The organism is Streptomyces sp. NPDC085944 (assembly GCF_040686295.1).
Classification (GTDB): Bacteria; Actinomycetota; Actinomycetes; order Streptomycetales; family Streptomycetaceae; genus Streptomyces; species Streptomyces salinarius.
Map to the genome: position 1 here is coordinate 1 of NZ_JBFBJX010000005.1, position 19,912 is coordinate 19,912.

Below are 19,912 nucleotides of genomic sequence, written 5' to 3' on the forward strand. Positions count from 1 at the left end.
CAGCGGGAGGGGCTCGGAGGAGGTGACCAGGTCCCGCAGCGGATGCCGGGCCAGGACCGCGTCCACCTCCGGCGTCAACGCCGCCGCCAGCCGGGACGCGGCCGGCCTGTCCTCGTCCCGCAGCGCGTCGACGGCGGCCAGCAGCGCACGCCGGTCCGCTCTCCCGGGCACGTCGGCGGCGGCCCGCTCGTACAGCCGGGCGCCCTCCTCCAGCACGAGGTCGGTGTCCATCCCGGCCGGAATCTTGATCCGTGCGTGGTGCCGCCACGTGGTGACCGGATCGCTCCAGGCCTCCACGGCGTAGGACCACAGTCCGGTCTCGCCCGCGGTGACGGTGGCACCCCAGCGGTCGGTGCCCGGGGCCAGCTCCCGCATCGGCGTCCAGGGGCCCGGCCGGCCCCGCGGATCTCTCAGGACGACGTTGGCGGCGACCGCGTCGTGTCCCTCGCGGAAGACGGTGGCGGAGACCTCGAACGACTCGCCGGTGACGGCCTTGGCCGGCCTGCGTCCCTGCTGGACGACCGGACGGACGTCCAGGACGGGGATGCGCCCGACGACGGTGGTGGGCTTTGCGGAGGACGCCGGGGAGGTGCCGGCAGCCGGGGATGCGGGGGATGCTGACGAGTGGTGCGTGGCGGGCATGACCGCTCCTGTCCGCGTCAACTGGGTGGGCGGATGACTGCTGGGGAGGTGGGTCCTGCGAGGTGCGTGCGGGACGTACCGCAGGAGCCTTCCCACACTCTTCCGGTGGGCAATCCGGCACTTTGTTAACTACTCGCGCGTATGTCGACAACGCGACACACACGGCGATCTGACCGTCGCTTTCCCGGATGTCGCTCCCGCAATCAGGGTGCGTCGCGACATGTGCAGCTTTCCTCGCGTGCCGAAGTGCCACAAGAAGGCCGAGGGGGAAAGATCCGGCCATATCGACACGCCGTGCGGTCACGGCCCGTCCGGCGGAACGGGTCGAAGGGTCCAACACGGGACACATCGCGCGGTAACGTCGTCAGGGTGAAGGCGATCCGTCGACTGACCGTCCGTCCCGTACTCCCCGACCCCCTCCGGCCGCTCAGTGATCTGGCCCGCAATCTGCGCTGGTCCTGGCACCCGGAGACCCGCGACCTCTTCCAGTCCGTCGACCCCGAGTGCTGGACCGCGTCCGGCCGCGACCCGGTACGGCTGCTCGGCACCGTGCCGCCCGCGCGCCTCGCGGAGCTGGCCGAGGACCGGCGCTTCCGGCGCCGGCTGACCGCGGTGGCCGACGACCTCGACCACTACATGACCGGCGACCGCTGGTACCAGGCGCAGCCGGGCCGACTGCCCGCCGCCGTCGCCTACTTCTCGCCCGAATTCGGTATCACCGCCGCGCTGCCCCAGTACTCCGGCGGCCTCGGCATCCTGGCCGGCGACCACCTCAAGGCGGCCAGCGACCTGGGGGTACCCCTGATCGGCGTGGGCCTGCTCTACCGGCACGGCTACTTCCGGCAGTCCCTGTCCCGGGACGGCTGGCAGCAGGAGCACTACCCCGTCCTCGACCCCCACGAGCTGCCGCTGGCGCCCCTCAAGGAAGCCGACGGCACCCCCGCGCACGTCGCGCTCGCGCTGCCCGGCGGCCGGGAGCTGCGGGCCCGCATCTGGCTGGCCCAGGTCGGCCGGGTGCCGCTGCTGCTGCTCGACTCCGACGTCGAGGAGAACGACCCGGGCGAACGAGGCGTCACCGACCGGCTCTACGGCGGCGGCAGCGAACACCGGCTCCTCCAGGAGATGCTGCTCGGCATAGGAGGTGTCCGGGCGGTGCGCACGTACTGCCGGCTCACCGGCCACGCCGCGCCGGAGGTGTTCCACACCAACGAGGGTCACGCCGGGTTCCTGGGGCTGGAACGCATCGCCGAACTGTGCGACCGGGGAATGGAGTTCGGTCCGGCCCTGGAAGCGGTGCGGGCCGGCACCGTCTTCACCACGCACACCCCGGTCCCGGCCGGCATCGACCGCTTCGACCGCGAGCTGGTCGCCCGCCACTTCGGCCCCGACACCGAACTCCCGCGCATCGACGTCGAACGCGTCCTGCGGCTCGGCATGGAGACCTATCCCGGCGGCGAGCCGAACCTCTTCAACATGGCCGTGATGGGCCTGCGCCTGGCCCAGCGCGCCAACGGCGTCTCCCTGCTGCACGGCGGGGTCAGCCGGGGGATGTTCGCCGGACTGTGGCCCGGCTTCGACGCCGAGGAGGTGCCCATCACCTCCGTCACCAACGGCGTGCACGCCCCGACCTGGGTGGCCCCCGAGGTGTTCCGGCTCGGTGCCCGGCAGATCGGTGTGCAGCGGGCCGAGGACGCGCTGACGGTCGGCGGCTCGGACCGCTGGGACTCGGTCGCCGACATCCCCGACCAGGACATCTGGGAGCTGCGCCGCACCCTGCGCGCCCAGCTCGTCGAGGAGGTGCGCGAGCGGCTGCGCGCCTCCTGGCGGCAGCGCGGCGCCGGGACGGCCGAACTGGGCTGGATCGACGACGCCCTCGACCCGGACGTGCTCACCATCGGCTTCGCGCGCCGTGTCCCGTCGTACAAGAGGCTCACGCTGATGCTGCGCGACCGGGAGCGGCTCACCGAGCTGCTGCTGCATCCCGAGCGGCCGATCCAGATCGTCGTGGCGGGCAAGGCGCACCCGGCGGACGACGGCGGCAAGCGCCTGGTGCAGGAGCTGGTCCGGTTCGCGGACGACCCCCGGGTACGGCACCGCATCGTGTTCCTGCCGGACTACGGCATGGCGATGGCGCAGAAGCTCTACCCCGGCTGCGACATCTGGCTGAACAACCCGCTGCGACCCCTCGAGGCCTGCGGCACCTCCGGCATGAAGGCGGCGCTCAACGGCTGCCTCAACCTGTCGGTGCTCGACGGCTGGTGGGACGAGTGGTACCAGCCGGACTTCGGCTGGGCGATCCCCACCGCCGACGGCGCCGGGACCGACCCGGACCGGCGCGACGCCATAGAGGCCAACGCCCTCTACGACCTGCTGGAGCAGCGCATCACCCCGCGCTTCTACGAGCGGGGCGCGAGCGGGCTGCCCGACCGGTGGCTGGAGATGGTCCGCAGGACCCTCAGCCTGCTCGGGCCGAAGGTGCTGGCCGGCCGCATGGTCCGCGAGTACGTCGAACGGCTCTACGCCCCCGCCGCCGAGGCGCACCGCGCGATGGACCCGGACTCCGCGCGCGGGCTCGCCGAGTGGAAGGCGCGGGTGCGGGCGGCCTGGCCGGGGGTGAGCGTCGACCACGTGGAGACGTCCGCCGCCACGGCCAGCGCCGAACTCGGCACCACGCTCGCACTGCGGGTGCGGGTCAGGCTCGGCGACCTCGCGCCGGAGGACGTGGAGGTGCAGGCGGTCTCCGGCCGGGTGGACTCCGAGGACCGGATCACCGACGCGGCGAAGGTGCCGCTGAAGCCGGTGGGCGGCCCCGACCTGGAGGGCCGCTGGGCCTACGAGGGCCCGCTCGCCCTGGACCGCACCGGTCCGTTCGGCTACACGGTCCGCGTCCTGCCCGCGCACCGGCTGCTGGCGTCCGGCGTGGAGACCGGTCTGGTCGCGGTGCCCTCGGGCGACCTGGTGGAGGCGGCGGGGCTGCTGATGCGGTGAGCGCCGACAGCCGCGCGGGGACGGCGGCGAGGAGGGCTCAGTCCTCCTCGTCGCCGCCGCTCAGCCGCCTGAGGACGGTGCCGCAGCGGCGGGCGTAGGCGTGCTGGAAGGCACGGGCGGCCGGTCCGCCGGCCTTGGCGTACCACTTGGCCGGGCGGCTGAAGGCGTGCACGGTGAGCCAGACCGTGCCGTCGCCCGTGCGGTCCACCACGAAGGCCTCCTCGCCGGACTCCGGGTGGCCGGGCAGCGTGCCGTAGGCCCAGCCCGCCCGGCGGTGCTCCTCCAGGGTCCACACCACCCGGCAGGGCGCCTTGATCATGCCGGCGAGGGTGACGGTGACGTCGACACCGGGCGCGGCACGCTCCGCGCTCGCGTCGATGCCGACGCCCATCTCCCGGTGCATCTCCCAGGTGAGCAGGGCCTCGGCCGCCCGCCGGAACACCGGTTCGCCCTCCCCGAGGCGGGTGCGTACGTGCATGGGGCGGAAGCCGGGCGGGCAGTGGTCCTGCTCGCGGGTGGCGCCGACGTCGTCGTACGTGAAGGACATGGGCACCAAGGGTAGGGCGGCACCCGGGAACCACCGGTTCCGGGTGCCGCGGGCCGTGTCGGGCGGGATCGTCAGTTCACGTTGATCGCGGTCCAGGCCGCGCCCACCGTCCTGTACTCCGTGCTGTCGGCGCCGTACAGGTCGGACGCCGCGCTCAGGGTCGCCGCGCGGGCGTCGGCGTAGTCGGTCCTCGACGTCATGTACTCGGTCAGCGCCTTGTACCAGATCTGCAGGGCCTTCTCCCGGCCGATGCCGGTGACGGTGGAGCCGTCGTAGGTCGGCGAGTCGTAGGCCACCCCGTCGACCGTCCGCGCCCCGCTGCCCTCGGCCAGCAGGAAGAAGAAGTGGTTGGCCGGACCGGACGAGTAGTGCACGTCGACGCGGCCGAGGTCGCGGGACCAGTAGTCCCTGGACGCGCCGTCCTTGCTGGGCTTGTCCATGTAGCGCAGCGGGGTGCCGTCGCCGTTGATGTCGATTTCCTCGCCGATGAGGTAGTCGCCCTTGTCGGCGGTGCTGTTCGCGAAGTACTCCACGCCGGTGCCGAAGATGTCGCTGGTCGCCTCGTTGAGGCCGCCGGACTCGCCGCGGTAGTTGAGGCCCGCGGTGTTGGAGGTGACGCCGTGGCTCATCTCGTGCCCGGCCACGTCCAGCGAGGTCAGCGGGTTGGTGTTGCCCGAGCCGTCGCCGTAGGTCATGCAGAAGCAGCTGTCCGACCAGAAGGCGTTGACGTAGTTGCTGCCGTAGTGGACGCGGGAGTAGGCCGCCTTGCCGTCGTTCTTGATGCCGTTGCGGCCGAAGCTCTGCTTGTAGAAGTCCCAGGTGACCTGGGCGCCGTAGGCGGCGTCGACGGCGGCGGTCTGGTCCTGGGGGTCGCTGGAGGCGGTCCCGGTGCCCCAGACGTCGTCGGCGTCGGTGAACAGGGTGCCGGTGCCGGAGGTGGCGCGGGCCAGGTTGTACGTCTTGTGGCCGCCGCGCCCGGTGTCGTACAGCTGGTACGACGAGCCCGACCGGGTGGTGCCGAGTTCGACCGTGCCCGAGTACAGGCTCTTGCCGGAGCCGGTCTCGATGCCCTGGTACTCGTACAGCTTGGCGCCGGTGGCCGCGTCGGTGATGACGTGCAGTTCGTTGGGGGTGCCGTCGTCCTGGAGGCCGCCGACCACGGTCTCGTAGGCGAGGACGGGCTTGCCGTCGGTGGCCCAGACCACCTTGCGGGGCGCGGAGTCGGCCGCGGGCCTCGACGACCCGGCGTCCTTGGCCGCGGCCAGCGCCTGCTGCTCGGCCTTGGCCGCCTTGACCTTCGGTGTGACCGTGGCGACCTTGATGGCGGCCTTCGTCGCCTTGGTGACGCCCTCGGTGGCGCCGGACCTCGACCGGTGCACGACGAGGTCGCCGCCGAGGACGGGCAGACCGGCGTAGGTGCGCTCGTAGCGGGTGTGCACACTGCCGTCACGGTCCTTGACCACGTCCTTGACGACCAGCTTCTCCTTGGCGCCCAGGCCCAGTTCCCGGGCGGCGTCGGCCGCGCCGGCCTGCTGCTCCCGTATGAGCGCGCTGCGGGCGGAGTCCGACAGCAGGACGGGGGCGCCCGGGAGTGCCGACGGTGCGGTGCTGTCGGCGGCGGCGGCGCCAGCGGTCAGACCGGTGGTGAGCATCGCCCCGGCTGCGACCGCGGTGGCGAGGGCCAGCGTGGTGCGCTTGTGGCGCGCGAAGAGGGAAGACACACAAGCTCCTTCGGTGGGGAGACCCGGACGGCGTGGGGTGTCCGGCCGGTTACTGCGAGGTTGTGCGGCGGGTGACGGAAGACTGACACCGAGGGCGCGTACATGTCAGGAGGGCATGATGATGTTGGCCGAAAATCGTCGGCCGGTTCTGTGGTGAGGAATGGTGAAGGACATGAGGAGGGCGCCGCCCCGGAGGAGTCGAACCTCCGAAGCGGCGCCCTGTCCCTGGGTGGTGCACCGGGGAGTGCACCGGGGCCGGCCGGCCTACGGGAAGGTGAGCCGCCAGGCGTCGATGTAGCCGGTGTCCGCCGGGCCCTGGTCCTGGACGCGGAGCTTCCAGGTGCCGTTGGCCGTCTCCGAGGAGGCGTTGACCGTGTAGGTCTCGTGCACGTCCTCCGCCGGGTCGTAGCCGCTGCTCTTCAGGCGGTACGTCGACCCGTCCGGCGCGACCAGGTCGATCCGCAGGTCACCGCGCCAGCTGTGCACGATGTCCACGCCCACCTGGAGGTTGCTCGGCGCGTTGCCGGTGCGTCCGGAGACCGTGATGGACGAGGTGACCGCCGACCCGTAGTCGGGGATGTTCACGTTCGTGCCGTTCTCGAACGTGTCGCCGTCGCCGGGGTCGGGGTCGCCGCCACCGGGCCGCGAGCCGACGTTGATGCCTGCCCACGCGTTCGCCACCGCGGTGTACTCGGCGCTGCTGGTGCCGTACAGCTCACCGGCCGCCGCGAGGGTGCCGGTGCGGGCGCCCGCGTAGTTGGTGGTCGACGTGAACTTCGTGGTCAGCGCGCGGAACCAGATCTTCTCGGCCTTGGCGCGGCCTATGCCGGTGACCGGGAGGCCGTCCGAGGTGGGCGAGTTGTAGGTGACACCGTTGATGGTCTTGGTGCCGCTGCCCTCGCTCAGCAGGTAGAAGAAGTGGTTGGCCGGACCCGACGAGTAGTGCACGTCGGAGTTGCCGATGCCCGAGAACCAGTTGTCGTAGGACGCGCCGTCCTTGCTGGGCTTGTCCATGTAGCGCAGCGGGGTGCCGTCGCCGTTGATGTCGATCTCCTCGCCGATGAGGTAGTCACCGACGTCCGAGGAGTTGTTGGCGTAGAACTCGACCGACGTGCCGAAGATGTCGGACGTGGCCTCGTTCAGACCGCCGGACTCGCCGCTGTAGTTGAGTCCCGCGGTGTTGGACGTGACGCCGTGGGTCATCTCGTGCCCGGCCACGTCGATCGAGGTGAGCGGGTTGGTGTTGCCCGAGCCGTCGCCGTAGGTCATGCAGAAGCAGCTGTCCGACCAGAACGCGTTGACGTAGTTGCTGCCGTAGTGCACCCGGCTGTACGCGCCCACACCGTCGCCGCGGATGCCCGAGCGGCCGTGCACGTTCTTGTAGTAGTCCCAGGTCAGCGCGGCCCCGTAGTGGGCGTCGGCGGCGGCGGTCTCCGCGTTGGACGCGGATCCGTTGCCCCACACGTCGTCGGACCCGGAGAAGAGCGTCCCGGTCCCGGAGGTGCCGCGGTTGAGGTTGTACGTCTTGTGGTTGCCGCGCGTCGTGTCGGTCAGCGTGTACGAGGAACCCGACTGCGCGGTGCCCAGGGTCACCGTGCCGCTGTACATCGTGTTGCCGGTGCCGTTCTCGATGGCCTGGTACTCGTACAGCTTGGCGCCGGTGGCGGCGTCCGTGACGACGTGCAGCTCGTTCGGGGTGCCGTCCTCCTGGAGGCCGCCCACGACCGTCTCGTACGCCAGGACCGGAGTGCCGTTGCCCGCCCAGATCACCTTGCGCGGGGCGCGGTCGGCGTCCGGCTGCTCGGCGCCGGCGGCCTTCGCGGCGGACACCGCCTGCGACTCGGCCTTCGCGGCGGAGATCCTGGGCGTCACGGAGGCCGGCTTGATCGCCTTCGCCGTGGCCTTGACGACCTGCTCGGTCTTGCCCGCGTCACTGGTCACCACGAGGTCGCCGCCGAGGACCGGCAGGCCGTCGTAGGTGCGCTCGTAGCGGGTGTGCAGGGTGCCGTCGCGGTCCTTGGCCACGTCCCGGACGACCAGCTTCTCCTTGGCGCCCAGGCCCAGTTCGTCGGCCGTCTTCGCCTTGGTGGCGTTGGCGTCGCGGATCAGCTCGGCGCGCTGGGCCGGGCTGAGCTTCACCAGCTCGTTGCCCTTCGCGGGCGACGGGTCGGGGGCCGCGGTGGCGGTGCCGGACTGGACCGCCGTGGCGATCAGCGCGGCGACACCGGCCAGTGCGACCGCCGCGGCACGCCGGTGCGTGGCGCGGCGGGAGGTGGTGTGGGAGGTGCGTCTGTGGGGAGTACTGCTGCTCAACACTGACTCCTTCTGCGTGGCCGCGGGTTGCGCGGCCAGGGGAGACCGGTCGGCGGGTGGCCGGCCGGGCGGAACTGTGCGGTACGCAGAAACCTGGTGCTAGGAGCTGGCCTCGGCACAGCGCTCGTGGGGAAGCTGTGGGGGCACTGTGAAGGGGCCGACGGAAGAGTGGCAGGAGAAAGCGCTACTTGTCAGGAGCGCGTCACTAAGTTGGCTGGAAATGGTTCGTTGACCGGGCGTTCACGTTCGATAAACGGAATCGTCGCCTTTTCGGTCCGGGTACTGTCCGGCAGGTCAGTACCCGGCGGACGGTTCCCCGTGCCAGGAACCCCACAGGGCCGCGTACGCCCCGCCCGCCGCCACCAGTTCGTCGTGCGTGCCCAGCTCGGTCAGCAGACCGCCCTCCATCACCGCCACCCGGTCGGCGTCGTGCGCGGTGTGCAGGCGGTGCGCGATGGCGATGACCGTACGGCCCTTCAGCACGGCGGCCAGCGCCTGCTCCGTGTGCCGGGCCGTCGTCGGGTCCAGCAGGGCGGTCGCCTCGTCCAGGATCAGCGTGTGCGGGTCGGCCAGCACCACCCGGGCCAGCGCGAGCCGCTGGGCCTGCGAACCGTCCGCGGAGTGCGCGCCCTCCTTCGCGCCCAGCTCGGCGTCGAGGCCCCCGGGCAGCTCCCGCACCCACTCCTCGGCGCCCACCGCGGCGAGCGCCGCCCACAGCTCCTCGTCCGCGGCGGCGGGCTCGGCGATGAGCAGATTGTCCCGGACCGTGCCCAGGAACACGTGGTGCTCCTGGGTGACCAGCACCACCTGACGGCGCAGCCGCTCCGGGCCCAGGGCGACCACGGGCACCCCGCCCACCGTCACGGAACCCTCCGTCGGCGCGTCGACGCCCGCGAGGAGCCGGCTCAGCGTGGTCTTGCCGGCCCCCGAAGGACCGACCACCGCCAGCCGCTCGCCCGGCCGCACGGTCAGGTCCACCCCGCGCAGCACCTCCCCGCCCCGCTCGTAGGCGTAGCGCACCCCGGACACGTCGATACGGTCGTCCGCCGGCACCGCCGACTCGTCCGCCCCCGCCCGCGGCGCCCCCGCCAGCCCCTCCACCCGGGCGAAGGAGGCGGCACCGGCCTGCAGTTGCTCGACCCGCAGCAGCACCTCGTCCAGCGGCCCGGCGAGCTGCTGCAGGTACACGGCGCAGGACACCACCGCACCGAGGCTCGCCGACCCGTGCTCCCGCAGCACCCCGCCGAGCAGCAGCACGCCCGCCACGGGAAGGACGTAGGAGACGTCCACCGCCGGGAAGAACACGCTGCGCAGGAACAGCGTGCGGAACCGGGCGCGCCGCGACACCTCCAGCGCCTCGCGGTTCGTCGTGACCCGCCGCCCGGCCAGGCCGAACGCCTCGACGGTGCGGGCCCCCGACACCGTGGCCGCCAGGCTCTCCGCGACGTCCGAGTTGGCCGCGCCCTCGGCGAGATAGGCCGCCCGCGCCCGGCGCAGGTACCAGCGCAGCGCGAGCCAGGCCGGCGTCAGCCCCAGCACCCCGACCAGACCGAGCAGCGGGTCGAGGACGAACACCGCGGCGGTGAGGAACAGCGCCTGCACCGCGTTGACCAGCAGCTCCGGGCCCGCGTCGCGCAACGTCGTGCCGACGGCGGTCACGTCGGCGGTGCCGCGCGTCGTCAGGTCCCCGGTCCCCGCCCGCTCCACCACCGACGCGGGCAGCGCCAGCGTCCGGTCCACGTACCGCTCGCGCACCCGGGCGAGCGTCCGTTCCCCGAACCGGTACCCCACGTAGCGCGCCCAGCGGGCCAGCAGCAACTGCGCCAGCGAGCAGACCAGAATGGCGACGGCCATCCGGTCCACCGCGTCGACCCCGCCCCCGGCGCGCACCTCGTCGACGATCCGGCCCAGCAGCCACGGGCCCGCGAGACCGGCCAGCGCGGCCAGCGCGTTGAGGCCGAGGACGACGGCGAAGGACCTCCGGTCGGCGCGTACGAGGCCGGCCGCGGCGCGGCGGACGTCGGTGCGGTCGGCGACCGGCAGCTGTGTCATCGGGCGGGCTCCCCTTCTGCGGTGGCCTCTTCCGTGGCGGTCTCCTCCGCGGCGGCCTCCGCTTCGGCGTCCCGTGCGACCAGGGCGCGGTATCCCGGTTCGGTGTCCAGGAGTTCGCGGTGCGTTCCGGTGGCGGCGACCTTGCCGTCGACCAGGTGGTGCACGACGTCCGCGCGGTCGAGGAGCAGGGGCGAAGTGGCGGCCAGTACGGTCGTACGGCCCTTGCGGGCGCGCTTCAGACGGTCGGCCACGGTGGCTTCGGTGTGGGCGTCCAGGGCGGAGGTGGGTTCCGCGGCGAGGAGGATCTCGGGGTCGGCGTGGAGGGCGCGGGCGAGGCGGATGCGTTGGCGTTGGCCGCCGGACAGGTTTCGGGCCTGGGCCTCGATGGGGGTTTCGAGGCCGTCGGGGAGGGCGCGGACGACGTCCTCGGCGGCGGCCGTGTGGATGGCCTTCGAGTGCGCCGACTCGTCTGCCCCGGACTGCTGCTCGGCGGGTGCGGGTTCGTTGTGGCTGGTCGCGCCCACGCGGCGGAGCCGCGAATCGACACTGCCCGCGCCCCTGACCGGCGTTTCCTCATCGCCGATTACCTTGCTCAGAGGGCCTGCGAAGAGGTCTGCCTCCGCCTCTGCGACCAGGATGCGGGAGCGGATCTGAGGGAGGGGAATCTCCGTCAGCGGGATGTCTCCCCACGTCGCGTCCGACGGGGTGTAGCGCCCCAGGCGGTCCAGGATCTCGGTGGCGTCGGACGGGCGGGGGGTGACCAGGGCGGTCAGGCGGCCGGGGGTGATCCGTACACCCGAGACCGGGTCGTACAGCACCGCCGGCTCCGCGGGGGCCTCCCGGGTGCCCTCGTCCGGGGCCGGTTCCAGGCGGAGGAAGGCGACGACGCGGCGGGCGGCCACCACACCGCGGCTGAGCTGGTGACCCATCTCGATGAGAAACGCCACCGGCCAGCCCAGTGCGACGACATAGCCGTACACCGACACCAGTTCACCCACGCTGATCCGGCCCTGGGCGGCCAGCCGCGCGCCCATCCAGGTCACCAGGGCCAGGAACAGCATCGGCAGCCCCATGCCGAGGGCCTGGATCCAGCTGGTCACCGCGCCGACCCGGTAGCCCTGCTCGCGCAGCCGGCCCGAGTCCCGGCGGAAGGCGTCCGCGACCAGGCCCTTGCCGCCCAGTCCGTTCAGGACCCGCAGCCCGCCCGCCAGGTCGCCGATCCGCGCGGTCAGCACGGACTGCCGCTCCCGGTACTCCGTCTCCCTGCCCTGCAGCCGGCCCATCAGCGGGCCGAGGGCCACCGCGAGCAGTGGCACCCCGAGCAGCACCACCAGGGCGAGCCGGGGCGACACCGACAGCATCAGTCCGCCGACCGTCGCGTAGGCGGCGACCGCTCCGACGCCCGGTCCCACCGCCGTCAGGGACCCGCTGATGGTCTGCACGTCGCCCACCCCGATGGTGACGACCTCGCCCGTGCCCACCTGGGCGCGCAGGGCCGCCCCGAGCCGGGTCGCGTGGGCGACGACCACCTTGACGGTGCGGAAGTTGGCGTCCATCCGCACCTTCGTCATCGTGCGGTGCCGCATCATGCCCAGCCACGCGTTGACCCCGCCGACGGCGACCATGGCGCCCGCCCAGCCCGCCAGCGCGCCCAGGTCGCCGGGCTCCAGGCCGTGGTCGACGGCCCTGGCCATCAGGTACGGGGTCGCCGCCAGCAGCACCATCCAGACGCTGGCCAGCACCGCCCCCGCCAGGCAGCGCGGCCACTGCCGCCGCACCAGCCACGCCAGGTACCGCCAGCCGCCCCGGCGGTCGGGGATGCCCGGGTCCGCGTACGCGTCGATCCTCACGCCAGGCTGTCCCGCCAGGCCCGGTGCAGGTCCGCGAACCGGCCCGTACCCGCGATCAGTTCGTCCGGGGCGCCGTCCTCGACGATGCGGCCGTGCTCCATCACCAGCACCCGGTCGGCGATCTCCACGGTGGACAGCCGGTGCGCGATCACCACCGCCGTACGGCCCTTCAGCACCGTCGTCATCGCCCGCTGCACGGCCCGCTCGCCGGGGATGTCCAGCGAGCTGGTCGCCTCGTCCAGGATCAGCACCGCCGGGTCCGCGAGCAGCGCCCGCGCGAACGCCACGAGCTGCCGCTGACCGGCGGAGATCCGGCCGCCCCGCTTGCGGACGTCGGTGTCGTAGCCGTCGGGCAGCGCGGCGATGAAGTCGTGGGCTCCGATCGCCTTCGCGGCCCGCTCGATCTCCTCCCGCGTCGCCTCCGGACGGCCGATGGCGATGTTGTCGGCGACCGTGCCGGAGAACAGGAACGCCTCCTGCGTCACCATCACCACCCCGCGCCGCAGTTCCGGCACGGCCAGGTCGCGCAGGTCGGTGCCGTCCAGCAGGACCCGCCCGGCGGAGGGGTCGTAGAACCGGGCCAGCAGCTTGGCCAGCGTGGACTTGCCCGCGCCGGTCGAGCCGACGACGGCGACCGTCTGCCCGGCCGGGAGCGTCAGCTCGAAGCGCGGCAGCACCTCGCCGCCGGTGCGGTAGCCGAAGCTGACCGACTCGAAGACGACCTCGCGGCCGGGATGATCCGACTTCGACGGCGGCAGCTCCTTGGGCGCGGCGGGCTCGGGCACCGACGGCGTCTGGGCCAGCAGCCCGGCGATCTTCTCCAGCGAGGCCGCCGCCGACTGGTAGGAGTTCAGGAACATGCCGAGCCGGTCGATCGGGTCGTACAGCCGGCGCAGGTACAGCACCGCCGCCGCCAGCACACCGAGCGCCAGCGTGCCGTCGGCGACCCGGTAGGCGCCCCACAGCACGATCCCCGCGACGGCGGTGTTGGCGACCAGCCGGGAACCGACGACGTAACGGGCCATCTCCAGCAGCGCGTCGCCGTTGGTCCGCTCGTGGCGGTGGTTCAGGACCGCGAAGTCGGCGTCGTTGGCGGCCTCCCGGCGGAAGGCGCGTACCGGCCGGATCCCGTTCATCGTCTCCACGAACTTCACGATCACCGCCGCGATCGCCGTGGACCGCTGCCGGTACACCCGTCCCGCGCGCCGCTGATAGAGCCGCACCAACCCGTACAGCGGCACGAACGACGCCACCGCGACGGCGCCCAGGCCCAGGTCCAGCCAGAGCAGCAGCGCGGCGATGTAGACGAAGGACAGGACGACCGTCACCAGCTCCTGCAGGCCCTCGTCGAGCAGCTCGCGCAGGGCTTCCACGTCCGTGGTGGAGCGGGAGATGAGACGGCCCGAGGTGTAGCGCTCGTGGAAGTCGACGCTCAGGGCCTGCGCGTGCCGGAAGATCCGCCCGCGCAGCTCCAGCAGCGCGTCCTGGTTGACCCGGGCCGCGGCGGCGATGAAGGCGTACTGGAGCGCCCCGGCCGCCAGCGAGCACAGCAGGTAGCCGGCGCCCACCGCGATCAGCGGGCCGTGGTGGTCGTTCCGCAGGGCGGGCACCGCGCGGTCGATGGCGTACGCCACCAGCAGCGGGCCGGCCTGCACCGCCGCCTGCTGGAGCAGCAGGAGCAGGCCGGTGAGGGCGACGCGGGCCTTCATCGGCGCCAGCAGGGAGCGCAGCAGGGCACCGGTCGCACCCGGCGGGCTGGGCAGGACGTCCTGGTCGAACGAGTCGCCGCCGTCGGTGCCGGTCCCGGCCGGGTTCCCGTGCCCGGGGTCCTCCGGCTGGTCCCTCTTCGGCGCGGTGGCCGTGGGCGCGCTCATCGGCCGTCCCCTTCCTGGAAGCCCTCGGGATTCTCGTGCCCGTCGAGCCCGGACATCAGATGGGCGTACTCGGGGCTGGTGCGCAGCAGTTCGTGATGGGTGCCGACGGCGGTGATCCGGCCCTCGGAGAGCAGGGCGACGCGGTCGGCGAGCAGGACGGTGGAGGGGCGGTGGGCCACGATCAGCGCGGTGGTGTCCGCGAGGACGTGGCGCAGCGCGGCCTCCACGGCGGCCTCCGTGTGCACGTCCAGCGCGGACAGCGGGTCGTCCAGGACCAGGAACCTCGGCCTGCCGACCACCGCCCGCGCGAGCGCGAGGCGCTGACGCTGGCCGCCGGAGAGGCTCAGGCCCTGCTCGCCGACCTGGGTGCCGGTGCCTTCGGGAAGCGCGTGCGCGAAGTCGGCCTGCGCGACGGCGAGCGCCCGGTCCAGCTCCTCGCCGCCGGCGCCCTCGCCGGCGCCCATCAGCACGTTCTCACCGACGGTGGCCGAGAAGAGGGTGGGCTCCTCGAAGGCGACGGCGACCATCGAGCGCAGCTCCTCGCGGGACAGGGCGGTGATGTCCTCGCCGTCCAGCGTGATCCGTCCCTCGGTCACCTCGTGCAGACGGGGGACCAGCGCGGTCAGCGTCGTCTTCCCGCTGCCGGTGGCACCGACGAGGGCCATGGACTCGCCGGGGCGGATGTGCAGGTTGACGTCCGTCAGGAGGGGCGGGGAGTCGGGGGCGGCGTCGGGGTAACGGAACAGGACGTTCTCGAACCGCAGGCCTTGTGGGTGAGCGGCGCTGGTGCTGGCGTCGGGGAGGGAGCGCTGTTCGCCGGAAGGTGCCTCCCCCAGTGCCTGAACGGCCTGGGAGGAGCCCCCGTCGCCCACCCTCCCCCACTCTCGGCTTCGCACGAGCGGGGGGACCCCCATCGCCCCAGCGGCACGACTGCCCGCAGCTGGGTCCGGTTCAACCTCCGCGTCCATCACCTCGAAATACCGGTCCGTGGCCGTCGCCGCCTCCTGGCTCATCGCCAGGAGGAAGCCGATGGACTCCACCGGCCACCGCAACGCCAGCGCCGTGGACAGGAACGCCACCAGCGTCCCCGCCGACAGCTCCCCGTCGGCCACCTGCACCGCGCCCACCACCAGCGCCGCCCCGATCGCCACCTCGGGCAGCGTCACGATGACCGCCCAGATGGCCGCCAGCAGCCGCGCCTTGCGCAGCTCCGTGCCCCGCAGGGTGTGCGACAGCTCGTGGAAGGCGCGGGCCTGGCTGCGGTGCCGGCCGAAGCCCTTGATGATCCGGATGCCGAGCACGCTCTCCTCGACCACGGTCGTCAGATCCCCGACCTGGTCCTGCGCGCGCCGCGCCACCGCTGAGTACTTCTTCTCGAAGATCCCGCACACGATCATCACCGGGACGGCGGGCCCGAGGACGACCAGCCCCAGCGTCCAGTCCTGGACCAGCATGATGCCCACGCCGACCAGGATCGTGACGCCGTTGACCAGCAGGAACGTCAGCGGGAAGGCGAGGAACAAACGGAGCAGCATCAGGTCGGTCGTCCCGCGCGACAGCAACTGCCCCGAGGCCCAGCGGTCGTGGAAGGCCACCGGCAGCCGCTGCAGATGCCGGTAGAGGTCGGCGCGCATCCCCGCCTCGACCCCCGCCAGCGGCCGGGCCACCAGCCACCGCCGCAGCCCGAACAGCAGCGCCTCCGCCACTCCGAGGAGCAGCAGGTACAGCGCCCCGAGCCACACGCCCGCCGGGTCGCCGTCGGCGATCGGCCCGTCCACCATCCACTTCAGGACGAGCGGGATCACCAGCCCCACGCAGGAGGCGAGGATCGCTGTCACCGCGGCCGTGCCCAACCGCGCGCGGACCGGCCGCACATAGGGCCACAGGCGCAGCAGGGCACGTACGGTGGAACGCTTCTCGGCAGCGTCCGGGGCGGGGGCAGGTGTCGTGGGCATCAGCAGCGAGCCTACGGTTCGCCACTGACACTGCCCACCGAGTTTTCGAGCCCGTCCGGGGTCGTACGGAAGCTTTGCCGGGGTCGCACGGAAGCCTCGCCGGGGTCGTACGGGAGCCCTGCGGGGGTCGTACCCGCGCATCAACCGATCGGCTGATGCGCCTTCGAGCGCGTCGGCCGATGTGCCGGGACCCCGGCTGCCGGGACGCTGGTGCCATGCCCGTCATCGAAGTCACCGACCTGCGCAAGTCCTACAAGGGCCGTCCCGTCGTCGACGGTGTGTCCTTCGCCGTCGAGGAGGGCCAGATCTTCGGCGTCCTCGGCCCCAACGGAGCCGGCAAGACCACCACCGTCGAGTGCGTCGAGGGGCTGCGAGTCCCGGACGCCGGCCGCGTGCGGGTCACCGGGCTCGACCCCGTCGCCGACCACCGGCGAGTCGCCGAGGTGCTCGGCGCCCAGCTGCAGCAGAGCGAACTGCAGGCCAAGCTCACCGTCCGCGAGGCCCTGGAGCTGTACGCCGCCTTCCACCGGAAGCCGGCCGACTGGCGCCCGCTCGCCGAGCGGCTCGGCCTCGTCCCGATGCTGAACACCCGGTTCGGCAAGCTCTCCGGCGGCCAGAAGCAGCGCCTGTTCATCGCGCTGGCCCTGGTGGGCGACCCCCGGGTGGTCGTCCTCGACGAGCTGACGACCGGCCTCGACCCGCGCGCCCGCCGGGAGACCTGGCAGCTGATCGAGGACATCCGCGCGGGCGGCGTCACCGTCCTGCTGGTCACGCACTTCATGGAGGAGGCCCAGCGGCTCTGCGACCGGATCGCGGTGATCGACCGGGGCCGGGTGGCCGCCCTCGACACCCCGGCCGGACTGATCCGGCGCTCGGCCGGCGCCACCGTCATCAGCTTCACCCCGTCCGCGCCGCTGGACGAGGCCGACCTGCGGGCGCTGCCCGGACTCGCCTCCGCCGAGGTCAAGGACGGCCGCGTCACCCTGTCGGGCACCGACGAGACGGTCAACACCGTCATCACCCTGCTCGCCCGCACCCGCGTCACCGCCCACCAGCTCCGGGTCACCGACACCACGCTGGACGACGCCTTCCTCGACCTCACGGAGGCCTCCGCATGAAGACCGGCCCGACCATCGACGTCTTCGACACCGCCGTACTGCGGACCGAACTGCGGCTGTTCCGGCGCGAACCGGGCGCCCTGTTCTGGATGCTGGTGTTCCCGACGCTGCTGCTGGCGATACTCGGTTCCATCCCCTCCTTCCGCGAGGCCGACGCCTCCTTCGGCGGGCTGCGCCCGGTCGACGCCTATGTGCCGGTGGCCGTGCTGCTGGGCCTGACCGTGGGCGGGCTGCAGGGCATGCCGCAGGTCCTCACCGGCTACCGGGAGCGCGGCATCCTGCGCCGGATGGCCGTCACGCCGGTGCGTCCGGCGGCGCTGCTGTCCGCGCAGATGGTGGTGTGCGGCGCCGCCGCCCTGGTCTCCGCGCTGCTCGCGCTCGCCGTCGGCCGGCTCGCCTTCGACGTGGCGCTGCCCGAGCAGCCCCTCGGCTACCTCCTGGCGCTGCTGCTCGCCGTGCTCGCCGCGCTCTCCCTCGGTGCCGTGCTCTCCGCCCTGTCCCGCACCACCAAGATCGCCGGCGCGGTCGGCTCGGCCGCGCTGTTCCCGGCGATGTTCTGCGCGGGCGTATGGCTGCCGGTGCAGGCCATGCCTGACCTGCTGGCCCGGATCGTGGGCTGGACCCCCTTCGGCGCCGCGGCGCAGGCCCTCAACGAGGCCGCCGCGGGAGACTGGCCCGGCTGGTCCCACCTGACGGTACTGGTGGGCTGGACGGTGCTGCTCACGGCGGCGGCGGCGCGCTGGTTCCGCTGGGAATGAGAACGGGGGAGGGCGACGGCGTGTCCGACAATGACGCCATGACGGAGCCGACGGCGGTCGACGAACGGTGGGCGGCGTTCCACCGCTGGGGCCCGTACGCGCTGCTGGCCGTCGGGACCCTGGTCGCCTGGTCGGCCGCCGACGCCATCGGCATGAGTACCGGCGAGCGGCGGGCGAGCGGGGTCCTGATCATCGTAGCCGTCGTGCTCCAGCTGTGGTGGAACCGGGCGGCGCGCACCCGCCCCGACCCGTCCCCGGCGGGCACCTGCTACTACGCCGTCCGCTGGGCCGTCGGGTTCGCCCTCACCTGGCTGAACCCGCTCTTCGCCTTCTACGCGGTCGTCGGCTACTTCGGCGCCCAGCACCTGCTGCCGCGCCGGCTGTGCCGGGCCGGACTGTTCGCCACCGCCGTCACCCTCGCCGGTTCCCAGTCCGGCGGGCTGCCGCCGAACGGGATCATGGGGTGGGTGCTCTTCGGCGCGATCCTCACCGTCAACAGCATGCTGGTGGCCCTCTTCGCGCACTTCGCCGCGCTGGAGGAGGCCCGCAGCCGGGCCCGGGTCGAGACCATCGCCGAACTCGAGCGCACCAACACCGCCCTGCAGCAGGCCCTCGACGAGAACGCCGCGCTGCACGCCCAGCTCCTCGTCCAGGCCCGGGAGGCCGGGGTCGCCGACGAGCGCAGGCGGCTGGCCGCCGAGATCCACGACACCCTCGCCCAGGGGCTGACCGGCATCATCGCCCAGCTCCAGGTCGTGGCGGCCACCCCGGACCGGGCCCTCGGCCGCGCGCACCTGGACCGGGCGCTCGCCCTGGCCCGGCACAGCCTCGGCGAGGCGCGCCGCTCCGTGCACAACCTCTCACCGGTCGCGCTGGCCGACGACGGGCTGCCGGACGCGTTGAAGAAGACGGTCACGGAGTGGGCCGAACGCACCGGCGTCCAGGCCCGGTTCACCGTCACCGGCACCGCCGAGCAGCTCCACGACGAGGTCGCCGCCACCCTCCTGCGCATCGCCCAGGAGGCGCTGTCCAACACGGCCCGGCACGCCGCCGCCGACCGGATGGGCGTCACCCTCTCCTTCATGGGTGACGAGGTCACCCTCGACATCCGCGACGACGGCCGGGGCTTCGACCCGCCGGCCGTGCGGCAGCGCACCTCCGCGGGAGGCTTCGGCCTGGACGGCATGCGGGCCCGCGCCGAGCGCATCGCCGGTTCGCTCACCGTGGAGACGGAACCGGGGCACGGCACGGCCGTCTCCGCTCGCGTACCGTTGGTCCGCCATGACCGATGACGCAGTGCCCCACGACCCGGTGCCGCACGACGCAGTGATCGACGACGCAGCGCTCCACAACGCCGCGGCCGGTGACGCCGCGGCCGGTGACGCCGCGACCGGTGACGCGGTGATCACCCTCCTCGTCGTCGACGACCATCCCGTGGTCCGCGACGGCCTGCGCGGCATGTTCGAGTCCGCGCCCGGCTTCCGCGTCCTCGGTGAGGCGGCCGGCGGCGTCGAGGCACTGGACCGGGCCGCCGCGCTCGATCCCGACGTGATCCTCATGGACCTGCGGATGCCGGGCGGTTCGGGCGTGGACGCCATCCGCGAACTGACCCGGCGCGGCGCCCGCGCACGGGTGCTCGTGCTGACCACCTACGACACCGACTCCGACACCCTGCCCGCGATCGAGGCGGGCGCGACCGGCTACCTGCTCAAGGACGCGCCCCGCGCCGAGCTGTTCACCGCGGTCCGGGCCGCGGCCGCGGGGCGCACGGTCCTCTCCCCGGCGGTCGCCTCCCGCCTGGTCTCCGCGGTCCGCGCCCCGAAGGCCCCCGGCGGCGAGCCCCTCTCCGCCCGCGAGCGCGAGGTGCTCGCCCTGGTGGCGCGCGGCACCTCCAACAAGGAGATCGCCCGGGAGCTGTTCATCAGCGAGGCGACCGTCAAGACCCACCTCACCCACCTGTACGCCAAACTCGGCGTGAGCGACCGCGCGGCGGCCGTCGCGACGGCGTACGAGCGCGGCATCCTCGGCTGAACGAGCCGCGCCGCGACGGCCGGCCGGGACCGGTCCCGCTCGCGATCGCCGCACCGCCCTTCG

General features: G+C 73.0%; 13 protein-coding genes. 5 read left to right on the forward strand and 8 right to left on the reverse strand.

Annotated elements, in window-relative coordinates:
- Nucleotides 1–642, reverse strand: a 642-nt coding sequence (locus AB0P07_RS10850) for a maltotransferase domain-containing protein (protein ID WP_365548172.1), incomplete at its 3' end; no start/stop codon positions are given.
- Between the two features lie 369 nt (nucleotides 643–1,011).
- Here AB0P07_RS10850 and AB0P07_RS10855 point away from each other — a divergent pair.
- Nucleotides 1,012–3,630 (forward strand): glycosyltransferase family 1 protein, encoded by a 2,619-nt coding sequence (locus tag AB0P07_RS10855; RefSeq protein WP_365548175.1) that lies wholly within the window; start codon nucleotides 1,012–1,014, stop codon nucleotides 3,628–3,630.
- Nucleotides 3,631–3,667: 37 nt separating this feature from the next.
- Here the strand turns inward: AB0P07_RS10855 and AB0P07_RS10860 are convergent, their stop codons facing one another.
- From AB0P07_RS10860 to AB0P07_RS10890, 7 genes are all read right to left on the reverse strand, one after another.
- On the reverse strand, nucleotides 3,668–4,177 hold the full coding sequence (locus AB0P07_RS10860; RefSeq protein ID WP_102928392.1) for a DUF1990 family protein: 510 nt from the start codon (nucleotides 4,175–4,177) through the stop codon (nucleotides 3,668–3,670).
- Nucleotides 4,178–4,248: 71 nt separating this feature from the next.
- On the reverse strand, nucleotides 4,249–5,898 hold the full coding sequence (locus AB0P07_RS10865; protein WP_365548177.1) for a M4 family metallopeptidase: 1,650 nt from the start codon (nucleotides 5,896–5,898) through the stop codon (nucleotides 4,249–4,251).
- 264 nt (nucleotides 5,899–6,162) lie between these two features.
- A complete protein-coding gene (locus AB0P07_RS10870) occupies nucleotides 6,163–8,211 on the reverse strand; it encodes a M4 family metallopeptidase (RefSeq protein WP_365548180.1) in 2,049 nt (682 codons plus the stop codon).
- A gap of 294 nt (nucleotides 8,212–8,505) precedes the next feature.
- Nucleotides 8,506–10,263: an ABC transporter ATP-binding protein gene (locus AB0P07_RS10875; protein WP_365548183.1), complete on the reverse strand. Its 1,758-nt coding sequence runs from the start codon at nucleotides 10,261–10,263 to the stop codon at nucleotides 8,506–8,508.
- A complete protein-coding gene (locus tag AB0P07_RS10880) occupies nucleotides 10,260–12,113 on the reverse strand; it encodes an ABC transporter ATP-binding protein (protein ID WP_365548186.1) in 1,854 nt (617 codons plus the stop codon). Before AB0P07_RS10880 ends, AB0P07_RS10875 begins: the two co-directional genes overlap by 4 nt.
- On the reverse strand, nucleotides 12,110–13,987 hold the full coding sequence (locus AB0P07_RS10885; RefSeq protein ID WP_365548189.1) for an ABC transporter ATP-binding protein: 1,878 nt from the start codon (nucleotides 13,985–13,987) through the stop codon (nucleotides 12,110–12,112). The genes AB0P07_RS10880 and AB0P07_RS10885 overlap by 4 nt, the downstream gene beginning before the upstream one ends.
- The gene (locus AB0P07_RS10890) at nucleotides 13,984–15,942 is read right to left on the reverse strand and encodes an ABC transporter ATP-binding protein (RefSeq protein ID WP_365548192.1); all 1,959 of its coding nucleotides are present in this window, start codon (nucleotides 15,940–15,942) and stop codon (nucleotides 13,984–13,986) included. The genes AB0P07_RS10885 and AB0P07_RS10890 overlap by 4 nt, the downstream gene beginning before the upstream one ends.
- 215 nt (nucleotides 15,943–16,157) lie before the next feature.
- On the opposite strand from AB0P07_RS10890, the gene AB0P07_RS10895 reads away from it, so the two are divergent.
- Genes AB0P07_RS10895 through AB0P07_RS10910 form a run of 4 tightly spaced genes read left to right on the forward strand, consistent with a single transcriptional unit; the run spans nucleotide 16,158 to nucleotide 19,849 of the window.
- A complete protein-coding gene (locus AB0P07_RS10895) occupies nucleotides 16,158–17,060 on the forward strand; it encodes an ABC transporter ATP-binding protein (RefSeq protein WP_365548195.1) in 903 nt (300 codons plus the stop codon).
- Nucleotides 17,057–17,818 carry an ABC transporter permease gene (locus tag AB0P07_RS10900; protein ID WP_365548198.1) on the forward strand — a complete coding sequence of 254 codons (762 nt, stop codon included), beginning with the start codon at nucleotides 17,057–17,059 and terminating at the stop codon, nucleotides 17,816–17,818. The genes AB0P07_RS10895 and AB0P07_RS10900 overlap by 4 nt, the downstream gene beginning before the upstream one ends.
- Nucleotides 17,819–17,856: 38 nt before the next feature.
- The gene (locus AB0P07_RS10905; RefSeq protein WP_365548201.1) at nucleotides 17,857–19,110 is read left to right on the forward strand and encodes a sensor histidine kinase; all 1,254 of its coding nucleotides are present in this window, start codon (nucleotides 17,857–17,859) and stop codon (nucleotides 19,108–19,110) included.
- Nucleotides 19,100–19,849, forward strand: coding sequence for a response regulator transcription factor (locus AB0P07_RS10910; protein ID WP_365548204.1), 750 nt, complete (start codon nucleotides 19,100–19,102; stop codon nucleotides 19,847–19,849). The genes AB0P07_RS10905 and AB0P07_RS10910 overlap by 11 nt, the downstream gene beginning before the upstream one ends.
- The last annotated feature ends 63 nt before the right edge of the window (nucleotides 19,850–19,912 follow it).